Genomic DNA, 17,582 nt, shown 5'->3' with positions numbered 1-17,582 from the left:
CGTTCATGCAGACGTACGACTCCGCGGATGCTCATCGGTCGGGAGGTCACAGCCGCAGCGGGAGCCCGAACGCGGGGAAGAGATGCGGCTCGAAGGAGGTGATCTCCGCGATGCGGTCGCCCGGGCCGGCCGTGTCGAAGCGCAGGACGTCCAGGACCTGGGCGCGGTAGACGCCGGTCCCGGGTCTGCGGACGTAATTGCCCACCGCGAGTTGCCCGTTGGCGCGTGTGGGCAGGCTGCGCCAGTGGCCCAGGAAGGCCGGTGAGGCGGGGTCGAGGCTGACCCGCACGAAGTCGACGAACGCGTCCCGGCCGGTGAACCAGAACGGGTTGGGCGGCATGGTGAGGACGACGTCCTCGGCGAGCAGCGCGGCCATCGCGTCGAGGTCGAGACGCTCGACGGCGGCCATGTACCGCTCCAGCACGGCCTGTTGCTCTCCGGTCGGGGCCACGGGCCGCCAGTCGGCACGCTCCCGGGGCAGGTGCGCGCGCAGGGTCGGCCGGGCCCGCTGAAGTGCGCTGTTGACCGCCGCCACGCTCATCTCCAGGGCCTCGGCGGTCTCCGCGGCGGTCATTCCGAGCGCGTCCCGCAGGATGAAGGCGGCCCGCTGCCGGGCGGGCAGATGCTGGATCGCGGCCAGGAGGACGAGTTCCAGGGTCTCCCGGGAGACTGCGGAGGCCTCCGGCAACTCCCCTTCTTCGACCGGTAGTTCATCGTCGGGGCAGGGCTGCAACCAGGTGATACGGGCGGGTGGTTCGCCGGTGCCGTGGTTCATCCCCGGCACCGGCTCATAGCGCTGCGGGCGGCGCGCGGTCCGCCGTAGAAGATCGAGACAGGCGTTGGTGGCGATCCGGTACAGCCAGGTCCGCGCACTCGCCCGCCCCTGGAACCCGTCCCGGGCCCGCCAGGCCCGCAGGAAGGTCTCCTGCACGAGGTCCTCGGCCTCGTCGTACGACCCCGTCATGCGGTAGCAGTGCACCTGGATCTCACGGCGGTACTGCTCGGTGAGGGCGGCGAAGTCGGTTTCGGCGAGTTGCGTCACGGGGGCGGGTGTGACGGAATCCCCGGCGTCGTGGGTGGCATCGCGTGCGGTGCGGGCCACGCGCCTCAACCGGGCGACGGAGGTGGACAGTTCGGCGACGGTCGAATAGAGGGTGTCGGCCGGCTGCGGTACCAGTCGGCCGGCCTGCCGCCCGATGTCGTCGATGAGTCCCTGCACGGTGAGGCCTTCCGGCTGCCGCCGTTCCCGGTAGGCCTTCTGCCGACAGGCGGCGGAGCAGTACACCGAGCCGCGGCCCGTGCGCCCGGCTCGCGCGGCGAGCGGTTTCCCGCACACCGGACAGACGTCTGCGGCCACGCGCGCCTCCGGGAGTTGCGTAACGCGGGATCGGGGTGACGCTATAACGCCCCTGGCGCCACCCGCAGCGCTTTCGGCACCGTCGTGGCCATGCCATCACGGCGCCGGACCCGTCAGGTCTGCCGCAGCCCCGTACTCCTCAGGCCTGCCTCTCGGGGGCTGCTTTCACCGGGGCCGAACGTCCGGCCGACAGTGATCCGCACCCCCGACCCGCAGCGCTTCCGGCGCCCTCGCGGCCTTGCCATCGCGGCGCCGGACCCGTCAGGTCTGCCGCAGCGCCGGACCCGTCACGTCCGCCGCAACGCCGGACCCGCCAGATCGGCTGAAGCACTCTCGGCGGTTGCTTTCAGCTGGGCCGAACGTCCTGCCGGCAGTGGGCCGCACCCCCAGCTGTCCGGCCACCGTCGCCCCGAAGGCCAGCGTCATGCCCGCCAGCTGGACCGGTGTCAGGGTCTGCCCGAGTGCCGCCCAGCCGACGACCGCGGCGGTCAGCGGGGACAGCGGGCCGAGGAAGGTGACCTGGGTGGCGGTGAGACGGCCGATGCCGCGGAACCAGAGCCAGTACGCCACCGCCGTGTTCGCGAGCGCGAGGTAGAGGTAGCCGCCGACCGCTCGGCCGTCGAGGGCGGGCGGGGCGCCCTCGACGAGGAGGGCGAGGGGCGCGATGAGCAGGCCGCCGGCGGTGAGCTGCCAGGCGGTGAGGGCGAGCGGGCCCACGCCGTCGGGGCGGCCCCAGCGCTTGGTCAGTACGGTGCCGGCGGACATGGAGGCAGCGGAGGTGAACGCCGCCGCCACGCCGACGACGTCCAGCGCCCCGGCCGCCTTGAGCACGACCAGGCTGACGCCGAACGCGGCCACCAGCCCGGTGAGCACACTCCTGGCCGTGGGCCGCTGCCCCAGCAGCACCGCCGACAGCCCGACGACGATCAGCGGCCCGACCGACCCGACCACCGCGGCCATCCCGCCCGGCAGCCGGTACGCCGACAGGAACAGCAACGGGAAGAAGGCCCCGATGTTCAGTGCCCCGAGCACGGCCGCCTTCCCCCACCAGACCCCGCGCGGCAGCACCCGGGCGAGGGCGAGCAGCACCAGTCCGGCGGGCAGGGCGCGCATCATCCCGGTGAACAGGGGACGGTCGGCGGGGAGGAACTCGGTGGTGACGGCGTAGGTGGTGCCCCAGGAGACGGGGGCGAGTGCGGTGAGGAGGACGGTGGCGGTTCGGTTCGCGGTCGGTGTACTCACGGTTCCCCCCTCATTACTGACTTGGCAGCAAGTAGCTTACCTCTAAGCTACTTTTCCGCAAGCCACTTTCTTGCATGTGACCCGAAGCCTGCGGATACTCGGCACATGAGTGCACAGCACAAGGACGCCGTCGACGCGATCATCGACCAGTGGGCGGCCGTGCGGCCCGACCTCGACACCCGGGCCATGGAGGTCTTCGGGCGGATCTACCGCCTCTCCCGCACCATGGGCGACCGCGCGGAGAAGGCGTACGCCCCCTACGGCATCTCGCGCGGCGAATTCGACGTCCTCGCCACCCTCCGCCGCGCCGGCGAGCCGTACACCCTCTCCCCCCGCCAGCTCTCCTCGACGCTGATGCTCACCACGGGCGGCATGACGGGCCGCCTGGACAAACTGGAACGCGCCGCCCTCCTCCGCCGCTCCCCCGACCCCCACGACCGCCGGGGCCTCCAAGTGACCCTGACGGAGAAGGGGTTGACCGTCATCGACGAGGCGGTGGGAGCGGGCCTGGCAGCCCAGACGGCGGCCCTGTCCACCCTCGACGACGAACAGGCCGGCCAACTGGCCGACCTGTTGCGGGAGTTGCTCGCGGGCACCCAGGGATCACAGCAGCCTTAGTCACCAACGTGGGCGGCCAGCGCCGCCTTCACGGCCGCTTCGTCCGCGCCCTCCGTCGCCCACCCCACATACCCGTCAGGCCGCACCAGCACAGTCGTGCGGCGTCCGCTAGCCCAGCGTTCCACCGCGAGGCGGCCCTTGTGGGCGCCCCGGTCGTCGTAGTCCTCGGGGGCGATCAGGACGAAGTGGCCGCCGCGCAGGGACTCGTAGAGGCGGCCGCCGTCCGCGAGGGCCACATCGGGGGCACGGGTGCCGGTCAGGGGGTGGGAGCCGCGGGGGGCCGGGTACGTGTAGCCGATGCCGGTGAGCCGGCCGAGCATGCGACGGCGGGCCGGGGTGACGTGGTCGAGGACGGTGGTGACGGTGGCGCGCAGGGCCAGTTCCCAGGGGCGCTTGGCCATCGCGAGGCGGACGATGCCGCCGCTGCTGCGCAGGACCGACCTGCCGACGGGGTGGCGTTCGGACTGGTAGGTGTCCAGGAGTTCGGGGCCCGCGTGGCCGCCCATCACCTGGGCCAGCTTCCAGCTCAGGTTCGCCGCGTCCTGGAGGCCGGTGTTCATGCCCTGGCCACCCGCCGGGGTGTGGACGTGGGCGGCGTCTCCGGCCAGGAAGACCCGGCCCACCCGGTAGGCGGGGGCCTGGCGCTCGTCGCTGTGGAAGCGGGACATCCAGCGGGCGTCGTGCATCCCGAAGTCGCGGCCCAGGGCGAGCCGGGTGACCTCCTTGATCTCGTCGAGGTCGAGGGGCTCACTGTCGGGGACGTCGCGGGCGCGGTTCCAGGCGATGACGCGGTGGTAGCCGTCGCCGAAGGGCGCGATGAAGGCGAAGGCGTCCCCCACCGCGTTGACCGTGAGCAGAGTCTCGGGCTGCTCGGCGAGGCGCACGTCCGCGAGGACCACCGAGCGGATCACCGAGTGACCGGGGAAGGGCAGGCCGATCGCGTCGCGTACGGCGCTGCGCATGCCGTCGGCACCCACGAGGTACTCGGCGCGGAGGGACTCCGTGGACCCGTCCGGGCCTCTTACCTCCACCGTCACGCCGTTCCCGTCCTGGGACAGGCCCGTCACCTCGGTCTCGTACCTGAAGTCGACGCCCGCCTCCACCGCCCGCCGCTCCAGGGCCCTCTCGACCTCGTACTGCGGGAGGACCAGGAGGTGGTGGAAACGGGAGGGGAGGCCGTCGAGGTCGATGGTCAGGCGGCCGAACAGGCGCAGTTTGTCCAGGCGCTGTCCGAGCGTCTCCAGGCCGTCGGCCAAGGCCCTGGCGTCGAGCTGTTCGAGGGTGCGGGCGTGCAGGACGAAGGCGCGGGAGAGGTTGCTGATCCCGTGCGGACGCCTCTCCATGACGGTGACGGGGACACCGGCGGTGGCCAGGTCGCCGGCCAGGAGCAGGCCGGTGGGGCCGGAGCCGACGACGATCACGGGGGTGCCGTTCATGGTGGCCTCCTGTTGCCAACGCTTGTTTGCCAACGATCGTTGGCAAACGTAGCGCGGGGTCCACAGCACGTCAACACTTGTTGGCCAACGGACGTTGGCATAGGCTAACCGGCATGAACGGCAGCAACAGCGCAGACTCCGGCTCCACAGGCGTGCGTCGCCGCTCCGACGCCACTCGCACCGCGATCCTGGCCGCGGCCCGTGAGCGTTTCGCCGCCGACGGCTACGAGCGGGCCACCATCCGCGCCATCGCCAAGGACGCGCGCATCGATCCGTCCATGGTGATGCGCTATTACGGCAACAAGGAGGGCCTGTTCGCGGCGGCCGTCTCCGTCGAACTGGAGCTGCCGGAGCCCGGCTCACTGCCCCGGCACGACATCGGCCGCGCACTCGTGTCGCGCTTCCTCGACCTGTGGGAGGAGAACGAGGTGCTCACCGCGCTGCTGCGGGTCGGCGCGACCAATCAGGCGGGGGCCGAGCGGATGCAGGGCATCTTCCGGGAGCAGGTGATGCCGGTCGCCCTGCGGGTGTGTCCGGACCCCGAACAGGCTCCCGCGCGAGCCGCGCTGGCCGCCACGCAGTTGCTGGGGCTCGCGCTGACCCGGTACGTCCTGCGGTTTCCGCCGACCGTGGCACTGACGCGCGAGGAGATCGTGGCGTGGCTCGCGCCCACGGTGCAGCGGTACCTCACCGCGCCGAGCCCCTGACCCCGGCCACCGGATCCGCCCGGACATGCCGAAGGCGCCGGCCTCGCCCACGTACGGCAGACGCGCGTACGAGTGGCGGGGTCGGCGCCCAGGCGACGTGGGGTCAGGCCTTGGAGGCGGCCTTGGGCTTGCTCTTGGGGGCGAGCACGCGGTGCTCCGCCTTGGACTTGTCCAGGACCATCACCAGGCCGGCGATGACCGCGAACAGCGCGATCGGGGCCACGACGAAGAGGCCCAGCGTCTCGATGACGCTCAGGCCCGAGCCGGGGTCGTCACCGTCGTCGCGGACCAGCGCGGAGGCGGGGGACGACATGAGCAGCATCATCAGCGTCGTACCGGCCACCAGGGCGCCGGCGCGCAGGGCGTTCTTCTTGTCCACGGAGTCAAAGTATCCAACCGCGGTTCGGGCCGCGCGCCCGGGGTGCCGTATGAGGCGCCCGCGCCGTGCGAGCGCCCGCCCCTACGGCGCCCGCAGCGCCCCCGACGCCCGCAGCCCGCCCCTACGGCGCCCGCAGCACATCCACCAGCGCATGCAACCGCGGCGACGCCGCCAAGTCCTCCAGCGTCATCACCCGCCCCTCCCCGTCCGCGATCGGCAACCGCCAGTTCGGATACTGGTCCCACGTCCCCGGCAGGTTCTGCGGCCGGCGGTCCCCCACCGTGTCCGGCAGCCAGATGCCCACCATCCGGGCCGGGGTACGCAGCAGGAACCGGTGGACGGCCTGGATCCGGGCCTCCTCCGAGGAGGGGTCGGCGCCACCCCCCGTGCCGTGCAGCAGACCGAGACGGGCCAGCAGCTCCAGCCACTCCCCCGCGTCCGCCGAGGCCTCCGCGCGCTCCTCGTCCAGCGGCCGGGTCAACAGGCCGAGACCGTCCCGGAGTTCGACATGCTCCCCGGTGAGACGAGACGCCGTCGGCGGCAGGTCGTGCGTGGTCGCCGTCGCCAGACAGTCCGCCCGCCACCGCTCGGGCGGCAGCGGACGCCCGTCGCCCTCCCAGTCCCGTTCGAACCACAGCACCGACGTCCCCAGCACCCCGCGCTCGCGCAGCACCTCCCGGACACCGGGTTCGACCGTGCCGAGGTCCTCCCCGATCACCAGCGCCCCGGCCCGCGACGCCTCCAGGACGAGCACGGCGAGCATCGCCTCCGCGTCGTAGCGGACGTACGTACCCTCCGTCGGCGGCCGCCCCTGCGGGACCCACCACAGCCGGAACAGGCCCATGACATGGTCGATGCGCAGCGCGCCGGCGTACCGGAACAGGGCCCGCAGCAACTGCCGGTACGGCGCGTACCCCGACTCCGCCAGCCGGTCCGGGCGCCACGGCGGCAGCCCCCAGTCCTGGCCGCGCGCGTTGAAGGCGTCCGGAGGCGCTCCCACGGACATCCCGGCCGCGAAGTACGCCTGCTGGGCCCACGCGTCCGCGCCCTCGGGATGCACGCCCACCGCGAGGTCGTGGACGACACCCACCGGCATCCCCGCCTCCCGCGCGACCCGCTGGGCGGCGCCGAGCTGGCTCTCGGTGAGCCAGGCGAGACGGGAGTGGAAGTCCACGCGGTCCATCAACTCGCCGCGGGCACGGGCCGTCTCGGCCGAGCGCGGGTCGCGGAGGCCGGCCGGCCAGCGGCTCCAGTCCGAGCCGTGCACCTCCGCCAGCGCGCACCAGGTCGCGTGGTCCTCCAGGGCCTCGCCGCCCTCGGCGAGATAGTCGGCGTAGGCGGCGCGACGGCCGGGTCCGAGAGGGACTTCGCGGACGAGTTCCAGCGCCTCCCGCTTCAGCTCCCACACCGCGTCCCGGTCGATCAAGGCATCCTTCTCCAGCACCGCTTCACGCAGCCGCTCGGCCCGCTCGCGCAGGGCCCGCAGCCGGTCGGGGTCCGCGACCTGGACGTACTCGGGGATGTCCTCGATCCGCAGGTGCACGGGGTCGGGGAAGCGGCGCGAGGACGGCCGGTAGGGGGACGGGTCGGTGGGGGCGCCGGGCACCGCCGCGTGCAGCGGGTTGACCTGGACGAACCCGGCGCCGAGGGCGCGCCCCGCCCAGGAGGTCAGTTCGGCGAGGTCGCCGAGGTCGCCCATGCCCCAGGAGCGGTGCGAGAGCAGGGAGTACAGCTGGACGAGCAGGCCGTACGACCGCCCGGGCGGTGCCGGCAGCCGGGGCGGGGCCACGATCAGGTGGGCGTCGGCGGTACGGCCGTCGGGGGCGGTGGCGGTCAGCCGGTGGACGCCGGGCAGGAGTTGGTCGGCGGCGGAGCGGGTCTCGCCCTGCTCCGTCGCGATACGCAGCCGGGTGCCCTCGGGCAGACCGGCCACGAAGGCGGGCGGGCTGCCGCTCCAGCACACCACCGTCGGCGGCAGCAGGCGCTCGCGCAGCTCACGCTCACGGGCCGCGAGCGCGGCGGCCGGGTCGCCCGCGTCGACGCCGAGGGCGGCCAGGGTCAGCGTGACGGCGGTGGCGGAGGCGGCGACCGTACGGTCCGGAGAGGGCTGGTAGGAGGTGGCCACGCCGTACGACTCGGCGAGGCGGGACAGCTCCGGACCGGGGGGCGCCGTCATCTACGGCTCCAGGTATGCGTCGGACTCGCTGGTCAGGGGGGCGGCGTCGGCGAGCGGCGGCTCGCTGGTGAGGGGCTCGGCGTCGGGCAGGGGTGGTTCGCTGGTGAGCGGGGTCTCCGTGCAGGCGCCCTCGGCGCTGAAGACACAGAAGTGTTCAGCGGGCGCCTCGGGTTTGGACAGGGCCGAGAGCAGAAGGGGTGCCGATGCGGCCACGGGGGCCTCCTTGTCGAGTACGACGACGGGGGTTATCGCAGGCCTACCCACAGGACGCGACGGCAGACGTACCTGAGGGGAGAACGTGCTCTTCGTCATGGTCCGACGATCACTATTCACTCAATACATATACGTGATGCATACTGATCCCCATGAGCACCCGCCACATCCTGCTGGGGCTGCTCGCCGGAGGGCCGAGCCATGGCTACGACCTCAAGCGACGCCACGACGACCGTTTCCCCGAGGCCCGTCCGCTGGCCTACGGGCAGGTCTACACGACCCTGCAGCGCCTGGTCCGGGACGGCCTCGCCGAGGTCGACGGCACCGACTCGGACGGCGGCCCGGAGCGCACCAGGTACCGCTCGACCGAGGCGGGGACGCGTGAACTGACCCAGTGGGCCGGGCAGATCGCCCCGCCCGCGCCCTTCGTGACCAACGAGATCTTCGCCAAGGTCGTCGTGTCGATCCTGGCCGGCGGCGACCCGGACGCCTATCTCCGGGACCAGCGCGCCGCCCACATGGCCCGGATGCGGGAGCTCACGGCGGTCAAGACCGCCCATGGGGCCGACCTCGCGACCGTGCTCTCGGCGGACTACGCCCTCAACCACCTCGACGCCGACCTCCGCTGGATGAACACGACGGCGGCCCGGCTCACCACTCTGACCGCGGAGGTCGACTCAGCATGAACACCACGGGGGAGAACCCGGTGCCGCTCCTCGCGGCCCGCGACCTCGTCAAGGCGTACGGCAGGTCCGAGGCCCTGCGGGGCGCCTCGGTCGGGCTGGACGCCGGCGAGATCCTCGCCGTCACCGGCACCAGCGGCAGCGGGAAGTCGACGCTGCTGCACTGCCTGGCCGGGATCGTGCGGCCGGACGCCGGTTCGGTGTCCTACGGCGGTGAGCGCCTCGACGAGCTGCCCGAGAAGCGGCTGAGCGAGCTGCGCCGTACGGAGTTCGGCGTGGTCTTCCAGTTCGGGCAGCTCATCCCCGAGCTGACGGCGGTCGACAACGTGGCGCTGCCGCTGCTGCTCGCGGGCGTCTCCCGCGCCGACGCCCACACGCGGGCCGGTGAGTGGCTGGAGCGGTTCGGGGTGCGCGGCCAGGCCGGTCTCCGGCCAGGCGAGATGAGCGGCGGCCAGGCCCAGCGGACCGCGCTGGCCCGCGCCCTGATCACCCGGCCGAAGGTCGTCTTCGCGGACGAGCCGACGGGCGCGCTGGACTCCCTGGCGACCGAGCAGGTCATGACGGCCCTGGTCCACACGGCCCGCGAGTCGGGCGCGGCGGTCCTGCTGATCACCCACGACGCCCAGGTGGCGGCGTACGGGGACCGCGAGGTGCGGATGGCCGACGGAGCCGTGGCCCCGGTGGGGGTGACGGCGTGACGAACGACCTCAGGACCAACGGCGTCCTGGTCACCGATCTCCGCCTGGCCTGGCTGCTCACCCGCGGTTCCGACCGGCGGGAGTGGTGGCGGATCGGGCTCACGGCTGTCGGGGCGGCGCTCGCGACGGGGATCGGGCTGGCGGTGGCCGCGCTGAACTCCCTGGACGGGTACTACTCCGTGTCCTTCGGGGCCGGCCTGCTCGACTCCGCGAGCGACCGGCGGAACGTGAGTGTCGTCATGGGGCTGCTGCTCGTCCCGGTGCTCGGGTTTCTCGGGCAGTGCGCGCGTATCGGCGCGGTGCACCGGGACCGGCGGCTGGCCGCCCTGCGGCTGGCGGGGGCCGGTGCGTGGCAGGTGCGGCGGATCGCGGCGCTGGAGTCGGGGCCGGCCTGCCTGGCCGGTTCGCTGACGGCCACGGCCGTGTCCGTACCGCTGCTGCTGCACCTGTGGGCGCGGCCCACCGCGTTCGCCTGGACCGGTGTCGCCCTGGTCGCCGTGGCCGTGCCGGTGCTGGGCGCGGCCGTGAGCGCGCTCTCGCTGCGGCGCGTGGTGGCCTCACCGCTGGGCTGGGTCCGGCGGGTACGGCCCGTGTGGGGACCGGGGCGGACCCTGCGGGCGGTGATCGTGCTGCTCGGGGTCGCGGCACTGCTCCTCGGCCTGTCGTCGTTCACCGGCGGCCCCGTGCGTCTCGCCCTTGGCCCGCTCGCGCTGTTCGCCGTCGTCCTGGTCGTCGGGGCCGCGACGGTGTCGCTGGCCGGTACGGCGGCCCGGCGGCTGGGCGGGTTTCTCGCGGCCCGCGCCCAGAGCCCCGCGCTGCTGATCGCGGCGGAACGGCTGCGGGACGACCCGCGGGCCGCGGCCCGTACGCACGCCGCGGTGCTGCTGGTGACAGTCGTGGGGGCGGGGTTCGTGGGCGTGCGTCAGGTGCTGCTGGCGGTCCTGGACACCATGCACCGCGAGGGGACGCTGGGGACGGACATGGCGTACTACACGACCGGCATCGACCTGACGGCCGCCGCGATCCTCGTCGCCCTCGCGCTGACCGTGACGGGGCTGGCGGTGGGCACCGTCGAGTCCCTCGCCACCCGGCGCCGGGGCCTGGCCGCCCAGGTCGCCGCCGGGGTGCCGTACCGGGTGCTGGCCAGGGCGCTGCTCCTGGAGACCGCGCTGCCGCTGGCCCCCGCGGTCGCCGTGGCGGGTGTGGGCGGTACGGCGATCGGCGCCTGGTACGCCTCGCTGACCACGCACCACTCGGGCACGGGCCTGCCGTACGCCGCTCTGCTGGTCCCCGTCGCGGTGTACGCGGCCTGCCTCCTGGCCGCCGCCACGTCACTGCCGCTGCTGCGCCGCTCGGTCCGCCCGGCGGAACTCAGGCACACGTGAGCAGGTGATACTCCGGTCCCGGAGGTACGGGGGGCCTCCGGGACCGGTCCGAGCCGCCGCGTGCGGCAACACAAAGGCCCGGATCGTCGTCAGGCAGAGATGCCGTCGATCCGGGCCATGGCGTCTTCGGCGCCGTACGGTTGCAAGTACGGCATCCAGCGTGGGTCCCTGTGCCCGGTGCCGATGATGCGCCAGGCCAGACCGGTGGGCGGGGCGGGTTTGTGGCGCAGCCGCCAGCCGATCTCGAACAGGTGCCGGTCGGCCTTCACGTGGTTGCAGCGCCGGCAGGACGCCACCACGTTGTCCCAGACGTGCTTGCCCCCGCGGCTGCGCGGGATGACGTGGTCGACGCTGGTTGCGACGCCACCGCAGTACATGCACCGGCCCCCGTCACGGGCGAAGAGCGCCCTGCGGGTGAGAGGAACGGGCCCCCGATAGGGAACCCGGACGAATCGCTTGAGCCGGACCACGCTGGGAGCGGGGACCGTGACGGTCGCGCTGTGCATGAAGGCGCCGGATTCCTCGAGGGAGACCGCCTTGTTCTCCAGGACGAGGACGAGCGCGCGGCGGAGCGGTACGACGCCGAGGGGCTCGTACGACGCGTTGAGTACCAGGACATGCGGCACGGATGCCTCCTTGGGCGTCGGCGGCACGTGGCTCGCGCCGGGACGATCTGAGGTCAGTCTCCCCTCTCTGCCGGGAGAAACGCCACCATGTCCCGGTAACGGGCTGGGAGTGTTTTCGACCACACCTTTCTTCATCCCCAGGTGAGAGCTGTCTCTCCCCCGGACATTGCAACGATCCACACACGATGCACCGTTAGTGTGGTGAGCCTGCTTTACCGGTGACCTTTTCGTGACCTTGACCGCCGTACCGGAAGGCAGACGCAGCACCTGGAGGTACCTGCCGTGTCCTTGTCCGCCGTCCTACTGGCCGCGAGTCCGTCGCCGTCGCCGTCCCCCTCGGACACCTCGACGCCGGCCGTGCCGAGTCTCCAGGACGCCCAGGAGAGCGCGACGAACGCCGCGAGCTGGGTCGAGCAGAACTGGTCGACCTGGCTGGCGATCAGCCTGCGCGTCCTGCTGATCCTGGTGATCGCCGGGGTGCTGAGAATGGTCGTGCGGCGGGCCATCACCAAGCTCATCGACCGGATGAACCGCACCGCCCAGGCGGTCGACGGCACCGCGATCGGCGGTCTGCTCGTCAACAACGAGCGCCGCCGGCAGCGCTCGCAGGCCATCGGCTCCGTGCTGCGCTCGGTGGCGAGCTTCATCATCATGGGCACCGCCGCCCTGATGGTCCTGGCCGCCTTCGAGATCAACCTGGCCCCGCTGCTCGCGTCGGCCGGTGTCGCGGGTGTGGCGATCGGTTTCGGCGCCCGCAACCTCGTCACGGACTTCCTCTCCGGCGTGTTCATGATCCTGGAGGACCAGTACGGCGTCGGCGACACCATCGACGCGGGCGTGGCGTCCGGCGAGGTCATCGAGGTCGGCCTCAGGGTGACCAAGCTGCGCGGCGACAGCGGCGAGATCTGGTACGTCCGCAACGGCGAGGTCAAGCGCATCGGCAACCTCTCCCAGGGCTGGGCGACGGCCGGCGTGGACGTGACCGTGCGGGCCTCCGAGGACCTCGACAACGTGAAGCAAGTGCTGGGCGAGGTCGCCGAGAAGATGAGCAAGGAAGAGCCCTGGAACGAGCTCCTGTGGAGCCCGATCGAGGTCCTCGGCCTGGACAGCGTCCTGCTGGACTCCATGGTCGTGCGGGTCTCCGCCAAGACGATGCCCGGCAAGTCCCTCACGGTCGAGCGTGAGCTGCGCTGGCGCATCAAACGCGCCTTCGACGCGGCGGACATCCGCATCGTCGGCGGGGCGACGGTCCCCCCGGAGGAAGAGGCCGCCGACCCGACCGCGGCGGTCGCGGCACCGTCGGTCTTCTCCAACTCCGAGTCCCCGCAGGCCGCGACGGCCTCCCCGCTCGCGCAGGCACCGGCTCAGCGTCCGGCGGCGAAGTAGTGCCCGCCGGCGACTCCATCGACGTCAGGTAGGCGCCCACTCCCGCCCCTCGACCGCCCCCGCAGGTAACGACTCCGTTTCCTGCGGGGGCGGTTTGTCGTTCCCCTCTTGACGGACAGGTGGTCCAGACCTATGTTCCGATGCATCCAATAGGAAACCTTCCTAACAGTTGCCGGACAGTACAGTCGTCCGGCAGTCACGGAGAGGGGCACCCATGGCAGGCACACCACGCACACTCCGCGCCATGAACGACCGTGCCGCGCTCGACCTCCTGCTGGAGCACGGCCCCCTCTCCCGTACGCGGATCGGCAAGCTCACCGGCCTCTCCAAGCCGACCGCGTCCCAGCTCCTGGCCCGCCTGGAGGCGTCCGGCCTCGTACTCGCCACCGGTACCACCGAGGGCAGACCCGGTCCCAACGCCCAGCTGTACGAGGTCGATCCGACCGCCGCGTACGCCGCCGGGCTCGACGTCACCCCCGAACGCATCCTCGCCGCGGTCGCCGACATCACCGGCCGCACGGTCGGCTCCTTCGCACTGCCGACCCCGGGACGCCGACCCGCCCAGCCCGTCGTCCGGCAGGTCACCGACGCCCTCGACGGTGCGGTCAAGGCGGCGGGACTCGCCCGCGGCGACGTCCATCGGCTCGTCATCGGCACCCCGGGCGCCTTCGACCCGGGCACGGGCCGACTGCGCTACGCCTCCCACCTGCCGGGCTGGCACACCCCCGCCCTCCTCGGTGAACTCGCCGCCGCCCTGCCCATGCCGGTCGAGTACGAGAACGACGTCAACCTCGTGGCCGTGGCCGAACAACGGCTCGGGGCGGCCCGCGGGCACGAGGACTTCGTGCTGCTGTGGAACGAGGGCGGTCTCGGTGCCGCCCTGGTCCTCGGCGGACGGCTGCACCGCGGCTGGACCGGCGGCGCGGGAGAGGTAGGTTTCCTGCCGGTTCCCGGAGCACCCCTGGTGCGGCAGGTGAGGAAAGCCAACAGTGGTGGCTATCAGGAGCTGGCGGGCTCCCAGGCCATCCCCCACCTCGCCCGTGAGCTCGGCATGACGGACATCCCCTCGGGGCCGTACGCCGAGGTCGCCGCCGCCCTCGTCGAGCGTGCCACCACCGAGGACACCGTCCTGAACCGGCTGCTCCTGGAGACCTACGCCACCCGTCTGGCCACCGGTCTCGCCTCCCTCGTCTCCGTCCTCGACCCCGAACTCGTCGTCCTCAGCGGCGCCTCGCTCACCGCCGGCGGCGACACCCTGCGCGCCCTCGTCCAGGACGAGCTGGAGGAACTGGCAGCCTCCCGCCCCCGGCTGGTCGTCGGCGACGTCCATGAACACCCCGTGCTGCGCGGCGCGCTGGAGAGCGCGCTCGCGGCCACCCGCGACGAGGTCTTCGACACCTCACGCTGAACCCCCGTACCCACCCCCCTCTTCCACGCCGTCCCGTCCCTGGGAGATCCCGTCATGCGCACAGCCATACCCTCAGTCGCCCGAAACGCGGCCTTTGCCCTGACCGTGTCCGTGGTGCTCGTCACCACCGCCTGTACCGGCCAGTCCTCCTCCGGCGCCGAGGACGACGCCTCGAAGGAGACGACCATCAACTTCTGGCACGCCTGGAGCGCGGACTCCGAGGTCAAGGCCGTGAAGACGCTGGTCGCCGGTTTCGAGAAGGCGCACCCCAACATCCACGTCAACGTCGTCGGCAACATGACCGACGACAAGATCAACCAGGCGCTGCGCACGGGCGGCGGCAAGGCCCCGGACGTCATCTCGTCGTTCACCACGAACAACGTGGGCAAGTTCTGCTCCTCGGGTGCGCTGGTCGACCTCAACCCGTTCTTCAAGAAGTCGGGCGTCGACCCGGAGAAGACCTTCCCGGCCGCGATGAACCAGTACACGCAGTTCGACGGCGACCGCTGTGCCGTGCCGCTGCTGGGCGACGCGTACGGGCTCTACTACAACAAGACCGCGTTCGAGAAGGCCGGCATCACCTCGCCGCCCAAGACCTGGTCCCAGTTCGAGGCGGACGCCAAGAAGCTGACGATCACACAGGGCAGCACGTACAAGCAGCTCGGTTTCATGCCGAACTACCACGGCTGGGAGACGACGACCGAGCACTACCTCGGCCAGTTCTCGCCGACGTACTTCGACTCCAGCGGCAAGTCGAACGTCGCCAAGGACCCCGCGTTCAAGGCGGCGTTCACCCTCCAGAAGAAGCTGGCCGACGACCTCGGCGGCTACAAGAAGCTGGATACGTTCCGCGCCACGCTGGGCGACGAGTGGGGTCCCAAGCACCCCTTCCAGACCGGCCAGGTCGCCATGCAGCTCGACGGTGAGTGGCGGCTGGGCATGGCCCTGGACGCCAAGCCCGGCTTCGAGATCGGTGTCGCCCCGCTGCCCGTCCCCGACAACCAGACGGACCAGTACGGCAAGGGCTACATCACCGGCACGATCGCCGGCATCGCCGCGAACAGCACCAAGCAGAACGCGGCCTGGGAGTTCGTCAAGTACATCACCACGGACACGGACGCGGTCGTCGGCTTCTCGAACGACATCCACAACGTGCCGTCCACACTGGCCGCCCTCAAGTCGCCGAAGCTGAAGTACGACCCGCGCTTCAAGACGTTCCTGGACATCGCGGCGAACCCGAACTCGTCCTCGTCACCGGCGTCGATCAACGGCGGTGTCTACCTCGCCACGATCCAGAATTTCGGCTACGACTACGAGAGCGGCAAGGTCACCGACCTGGACAAGGGCCTCGCCGACACGGCACAGCAGATCGACACAGACATCGCGCAGGCGAAGTAGCGATGAGCACCGTCACTCTGGCGTCGAAGCGCCGCGGGTCCGGCCTCGCTGCGAAGCGGCGGAAACAAGCACTTCGCACGGCCGCCTTCATGTCACCCTGGCTGATCGGCTTCACGGTCTTCTTCGCCTATCCGCTGCTCTCGACCGTCTACTTCTCGTTCATGCACTACGACGGCTTCAAGCCGCCGACCTGGAGCGGGACGAAGAACTGGACCTACGTCTTCGAGCACTACCCCTTCTTCTGGCCCGCCCTGCGCAACACCCTGTGGCTGGTCGTGGTGATGGTCTCCCTCCGGGTCGTCTTCGGCCTCGGGGTCGGTCTGCTCATCACGAAGATCAAGACGGGTACGGGGATCTTCCGGACGCTCTTCTACCTGCCGTATCTGGCCCCGCCCGTCGCGGCCACCATGGCCTTCGCGTTCCTCCTCAACCCCGGTACGGGACCGGTCAACTCGGTCCTGGAGAAGGTCGGCATCCCGGCCCCCGGCTGGTTCAACGACCCCACCTGGTCGAAGCCGGCCCTCACCCTGCTCGCCCTGTGGGGCATCGGCGACCTGATGGTCATCTTCATGGCCGCGCTGCTCGACGTGCCGCAGGAGCAGTACGAGGCCGCCGAGCTGGACGGGGCGTCGGCGTGGCAGCGGTTCCGGTTCGTCACCCTTCCCAACATTTCGCCGATCGTGATGTTCGCCGTGGTCACCGGCGTGATCCAGACGATGCAGTACTACACACAGCCACTCATCGCCGGGAAGGTCGCCTCGGGTGTGATCCAGGGCGCGGGCACGCAGTTCGAGCCCGGCTATCCGGAGAAGTCCACGCTGACCCTCCCCCAGCTCGTCTACAACCTTGGCTTCCAGCGCTTCGACTACGGCTCCGCGTGTGTCGTCGCCCTCGTCCTCTTCGCCCTGTCGATGGTGTTCACCGCGTTCCTGATGCGGCGCCGGGGCGGTCTCATCCAGGCAGGTGACTGACCATGACCCAAGTACTGGACCGGCCGGTGGAGTTGAAGACCCCGGCCTCGCCCGCACAGCGCACCGCCCGGCGCAAGGCCGCCCTGGAGTGGGTCGCGATCCACTCCCTCGGCCTCGCCGCGGCCCTCTTCTTCACGCTGCCCTTCGTGTTCGTGTTCCTGACCTCGCTGATGAGCGACACCCAGGCCCTCAGCCGCGATCTGATCCCGCACACCTGGGAATGGGGCAACTACCGGCGGGTCTTCGACACCCCGGGCTTTCTGACCTGGTGGCGCAACACGCTGATCTACGCGGGACTGGGAACAGTCCTTACGGTCGTGTCGTCGATCCCGGTGGCGTACGCGCTCGCCAAGTTCCGCTTCCGGGGCCGCAATCTCTCCCTGATGCTGGTCATCTCGATGATGATGCTGCCGCCGCAGGTCGTCATCATCCCGATGTACCTGTTCTGGGCGAAGCAGCTGGGCCTGTCGGGCACCCTGTGGCCGCTGATCATCCCGATGGCGTTCGGGGACGCGTTCTCGATCTTCCTGCTCCGGCAGTTCCTGATGACGATCCCGAACGAGTACGTGGACGCGGCGAAGGTCGACGGCTGCGGCGACTTCCGCACCCTGATACGGGTGGTGATCCCCATGGCGAGGCCCGGGATCGCCGCGGTGGCCCTCTTCCAGTTCTTCTACGCCTGGAACGACTACTTCGGCCCGCAGATCTACGCCTCGGAGAACCAGAACGCCTGGACGCTGAGTTACGGCCTGGAGTCCTTCAAGGGCATGCACCACACCGACTGGAACCTCACCATGGCCGCGACCGTGCTGGTCATGGCCCCCGTGATCCTCGTGTTCTTCTTCGCGCAGAAGGCGTTCGTCGAGGGCGTCACGCTGACCGGAGTGAAGGGTTAACCA

The 17,582-nt window shown here is 71.2% G+C and carries 17 protein-coding genes; 10 read left to right on the top strand and 7 right to left on the bottom strand.

Annotated features, from left to right (window positions below):
* Positions 1 to 46: 46 nt before the first annotated feature.
* Both OG841_RS30055 and OG841_RS30050 read right to left on the bottom strand, forming a co-directional pair.
* Positions 47 to 1,357, bottom strand: coding sequence for a sigma-70 family RNA polymerase sigma factor (locus tag OG841_RS30055; RefSeq protein ID WP_371567230.1), 1,311 nt, complete (start codon positions 1,355 to 1,357; stop codon positions 47 to 49).
* A gap of 261 nt (positions 1,358 to 1,618) precedes the next feature.
* On the bottom strand, positions 1,619 to 2,599 hold the full coding sequence (locus OG841_RS30050; protein WP_371567228.1) for an EamA family transporter: 981 nt from the start codon (positions 2,597 to 2,599) through the stop codon (positions 1,619 to 1,621).
* A gap of 105 nt (positions 2,600 to 2,704) precedes the next feature.
* On the opposite strand from OG841_RS30050, the gene OG841_RS30045 reads away from it, so the two are divergent.
* Positions 2,705 to 3,217, top strand: a complete 513-nt coding sequence (locus OG841_RS30045) for a MarR family winged helix-turn-helix transcriptional regulator (protein ID WP_328638660.1) — start codon at positions 2,705 to 2,707, stop codon at positions 3,215 to 3,217.
* Here the strand turns inward: OG841_RS30045 and OG841_RS30040 are convergent.
* Entirely contained in the window at positions 3,214 to 4,653 is a 1,440-nt protein-coding gene (locus tag OG841_RS30040; RefSeq protein WP_371567226.1) for an FAD-dependent monooxygenase, read from the bottom strand. The genes OG841_RS30045 and OG841_RS30040 overlap by 4 nt on opposite strands.
* Positions 4,654 to 4,766: 113 nt before the next feature.
* On the opposite strand from OG841_RS30040, the gene OG841_RS30035 reads away from it, so the two are divergent.
* The gene (locus OG841_RS30035) at positions 4,767 to 5,360 is read left to right on the top strand and encodes a TetR/AcrR family transcriptional regulator (protein ID WP_328638662.1); all 594 of its coding nucleotides are present in this window, start codon (positions 4,767 to 4,769) and stop codon (positions 5,358 to 5,360) included.
* Between the two features lie 103 nt (positions 5,361 to 5,463).
* On the opposite strand, the gene OG841_RS30030 is transcribed toward OG841_RS30035, so the two are convergent.
* From OG841_RS30030 to OG841_RS30020, 3 genes are all read right to left on the bottom strand, one after another.
* Positions 5,464 to 5,739: a hypothetical protein gene (locus OG841_RS30030; protein WP_266564602.1), complete on the bottom strand. Its 276-nt coding sequence runs from the start codon at positions 5,737 to 5,739 to the stop codon at positions 5,464 to 5,466.
* A gap of 121 nt (positions 5,740 to 5,860) precedes the next feature.
* Positions 5,861 to 7,915: a 4-alpha-glucanotransferase gene (gene malQ, locus OG841_RS30025; RefSeq protein WP_328638663.1), complete on the bottom strand. Its 2,055-nt coding sequence runs from the start codon at positions 7,913 to 7,915 to the stop codon at positions 5,861 to 5,863.
* Positions 7,916 to 8,128: a hypothetical protein gene (locus OG841_RS30020; protein ID WP_328638664.1), complete on the bottom strand. Its 213-nt coding sequence runs from the start codon at positions 8,126 to 8,128 to the stop codon at positions 7,916 to 7,918.
* Positions 8,129 to 8,280: 152 nt separating this feature from the next.
* Between OG841_RS30020 and OG841_RS30015 the strand changes: the two genes are divergently transcribed.
* The 3 genes from OG841_RS30015 to OG841_RS30005 are packed head-to-tail and all read left to right on the top strand — an operon-like array spanning position 8,281 to position 10,894.
* Entirely contained in the window at positions 8,281 to 8,814 is a 534-nt protein-coding gene (locus OG841_RS30015; protein WP_328638665.1) for a PadR family transcriptional regulator, read from the top strand.
* Complete coding sequence (locus OG841_RS30010) at positions 8,811 to 9,509, top strand: ABC transporter ATP-binding protein (protein WP_365115120.1); 699 nt, start codon at positions 8,811 to 8,813, stop codon at positions 9,507 to 9,509. The genes OG841_RS30015 and OG841_RS30010 overlap by 4 nt, the downstream gene beginning before the upstream one ends.
* The gene (locus OG841_RS30005; protein ID WP_365115118.1) at positions 9,506 to 10,894 is read left to right on the top strand and encodes an FtsX-like permease family protein; all 1,389 of its coding nucleotides are present in this window, start codon (positions 9,506 to 9,508) and stop codon (positions 10,892 to 10,894) included. Before OG841_RS30010 ends, OG841_RS30005 begins: the two co-directional genes overlap by 4 nt.
* 89 nt (positions 10,895 to 10,983) lie before the next feature.
* Here OG841_RS30005 and OG841_RS30000 read toward each other — a convergent pair whose 3' ends face one another.
* A complete protein-coding gene (locus tag OG841_RS30000; RefSeq protein ID WP_328638668.1) occupies positions 10,984 to 11,520 on the bottom strand; it encodes an HNH endonuclease in 537 nt (178 codons plus the stop codon).
* A gap of 282 nt (positions 11,521 to 11,802) precedes the next feature.
* Here OG841_RS30000 and OG841_RS29995 point away from each other — a divergent pair, with 282 nt between their 5' ends.
* From OG841_RS29995 to OG841_RS29975, 5 genes are all read left to right on the top strand, one after another.
* Positions 11,803 to 12,906 (top strand): mechanosensitive ion channel family protein, encoded by a 1,104-nt coding sequence (locus OG841_RS29995; protein ID WP_328638669.1) that lies wholly within the window; start codon positions 11,803 to 11,805, stop codon positions 12,904 to 12,906.
* A 214-nt stretch (positions 12,907 to 13,120) separates the two neighbouring features.
* Entirely contained in the window at positions 13,121 to 14,314 is a 1,194-nt protein-coding gene (locus OG841_RS29990) for an ROK family transcriptional regulator (protein WP_328638670.1), read from the top strand.
* 54 nt (positions 14,315 to 14,368) lie between these two features.
* Positions 14,369 to 15,712, top strand: coding sequence for an ABC transporter substrate-binding protein (locus tag OG841_RS29985; protein ID WP_371567221.1), 1,344 nt, complete (start codon positions 14,369 to 14,371; stop codon positions 15,710 to 15,712).
* A 2-nt stretch (positions 15,713 to 15,714) separates the two neighbouring features.
* Positions 15,715 to 16,683, top strand: a complete 969-nt coding sequence (locus tag OG841_RS29980) for a carbohydrate ABC transporter permease (RefSeq protein ID WP_328638672.1) — start codon at positions 15,715 to 15,717, stop codon at positions 16,681 to 16,683.
* A 2-nt stretch (positions 16,684 to 16,685) separates the two neighbouring features.
* On the top strand, positions 16,686 to 17,579 hold the full coding sequence (locus OG841_RS29975; protein ID WP_328638673.1) for a carbohydrate ABC transporter permease: 894 nt from the start codon (positions 16,686 to 16,688) through the stop codon (positions 17,577 to 17,579).
* Positions 17,580 to 17,582: the final 3 nt, after the last annotated feature.

Source organism: Streptomyces canus, assembly GCF_041435015.1.
Classification (GTDB): domain Bacteria; phylum Actinomycetota; class Actinomycetes; order Streptomycetales; family Streptomycetaceae; genus Streptomyces; species Streptomyces canus_G.
This window is presented reverse-complemented; position numbering and strand designations above follow the sequence as displayed.

Excerpts from the sequence above, each read along its gene's own strand:
- OG841_RS29975 (WP_328638673.1), top strand. The coding sequence starts at position 16,686 with ATGACCCAAGTACTGGACCGGCCGGTGGAGTTGAAGACCCCGGCCTCG.
- OG841_RS29980 (WP_328638672.1), top strand. The coding sequence starts at position 15,715 with ATGAGCACCGTCACTCTGGCGTCGAAGCGCCGCGGGTCCGGCCTCGCT.
- OG841_RS29985 (WP_371567221.1), top strand. The coding sequence starts at position 14,369 with ATGCGCACAGCCATACCCTCAGTCGCCCGAAACGCGGCCTTTGCCCTG.
- OG841_RS30015 (WP_328638665.1), top strand. The coding sequence starts at position 8,281 with ATGAGCACCCGCCACATCCTGCTGGGGCTGCTCGCCGGAGGGCCGAGC.
- OG841_RS30045 (WP_328638660.1), top strand. The coding sequence starts at position 2,705 with ATGAGTGCACAGCACAAGGACGCCGTCGACGCGATCATCGACCAGTGG.
- OG841_RS30010 (WP_365115120.1), top strand. The coding sequence starts at position 8,811 with ATGAACACCACGGGGGAGAACCCGGTGCCGCTCCTCGCGGCCCGCGAC.
- malQ (WP_328638663.1), bottom strand. The coding sequence starts at position 7,915 with ATGACGGCGCCCCCCGGTCCGGAGCTGTCCCGCCTCGCCGAGTCGTAC.
- OG841_RS30040 (WP_371567226.1), bottom strand. The coding sequence starts at position 4,653 with ATGAACGGCACCCCCGTGATCGTCGTCGGCTCCGGCCCCACCGGCCTG.
- OG841_RS29990 (WP_328638670.1), top strand. The coding sequence starts at position 13,121 with ATGGCAGGCACACCACGCACACTCCGCGCCATGAACGACCGTGCCGCG.
- OG841_RS30035 (WP_328638662.1), top strand. The coding sequence starts at position 4,767 with ATGAACGGCAGCAACAGCGCAGACTCCGGCTCCACAGGCGTGCGTCGC.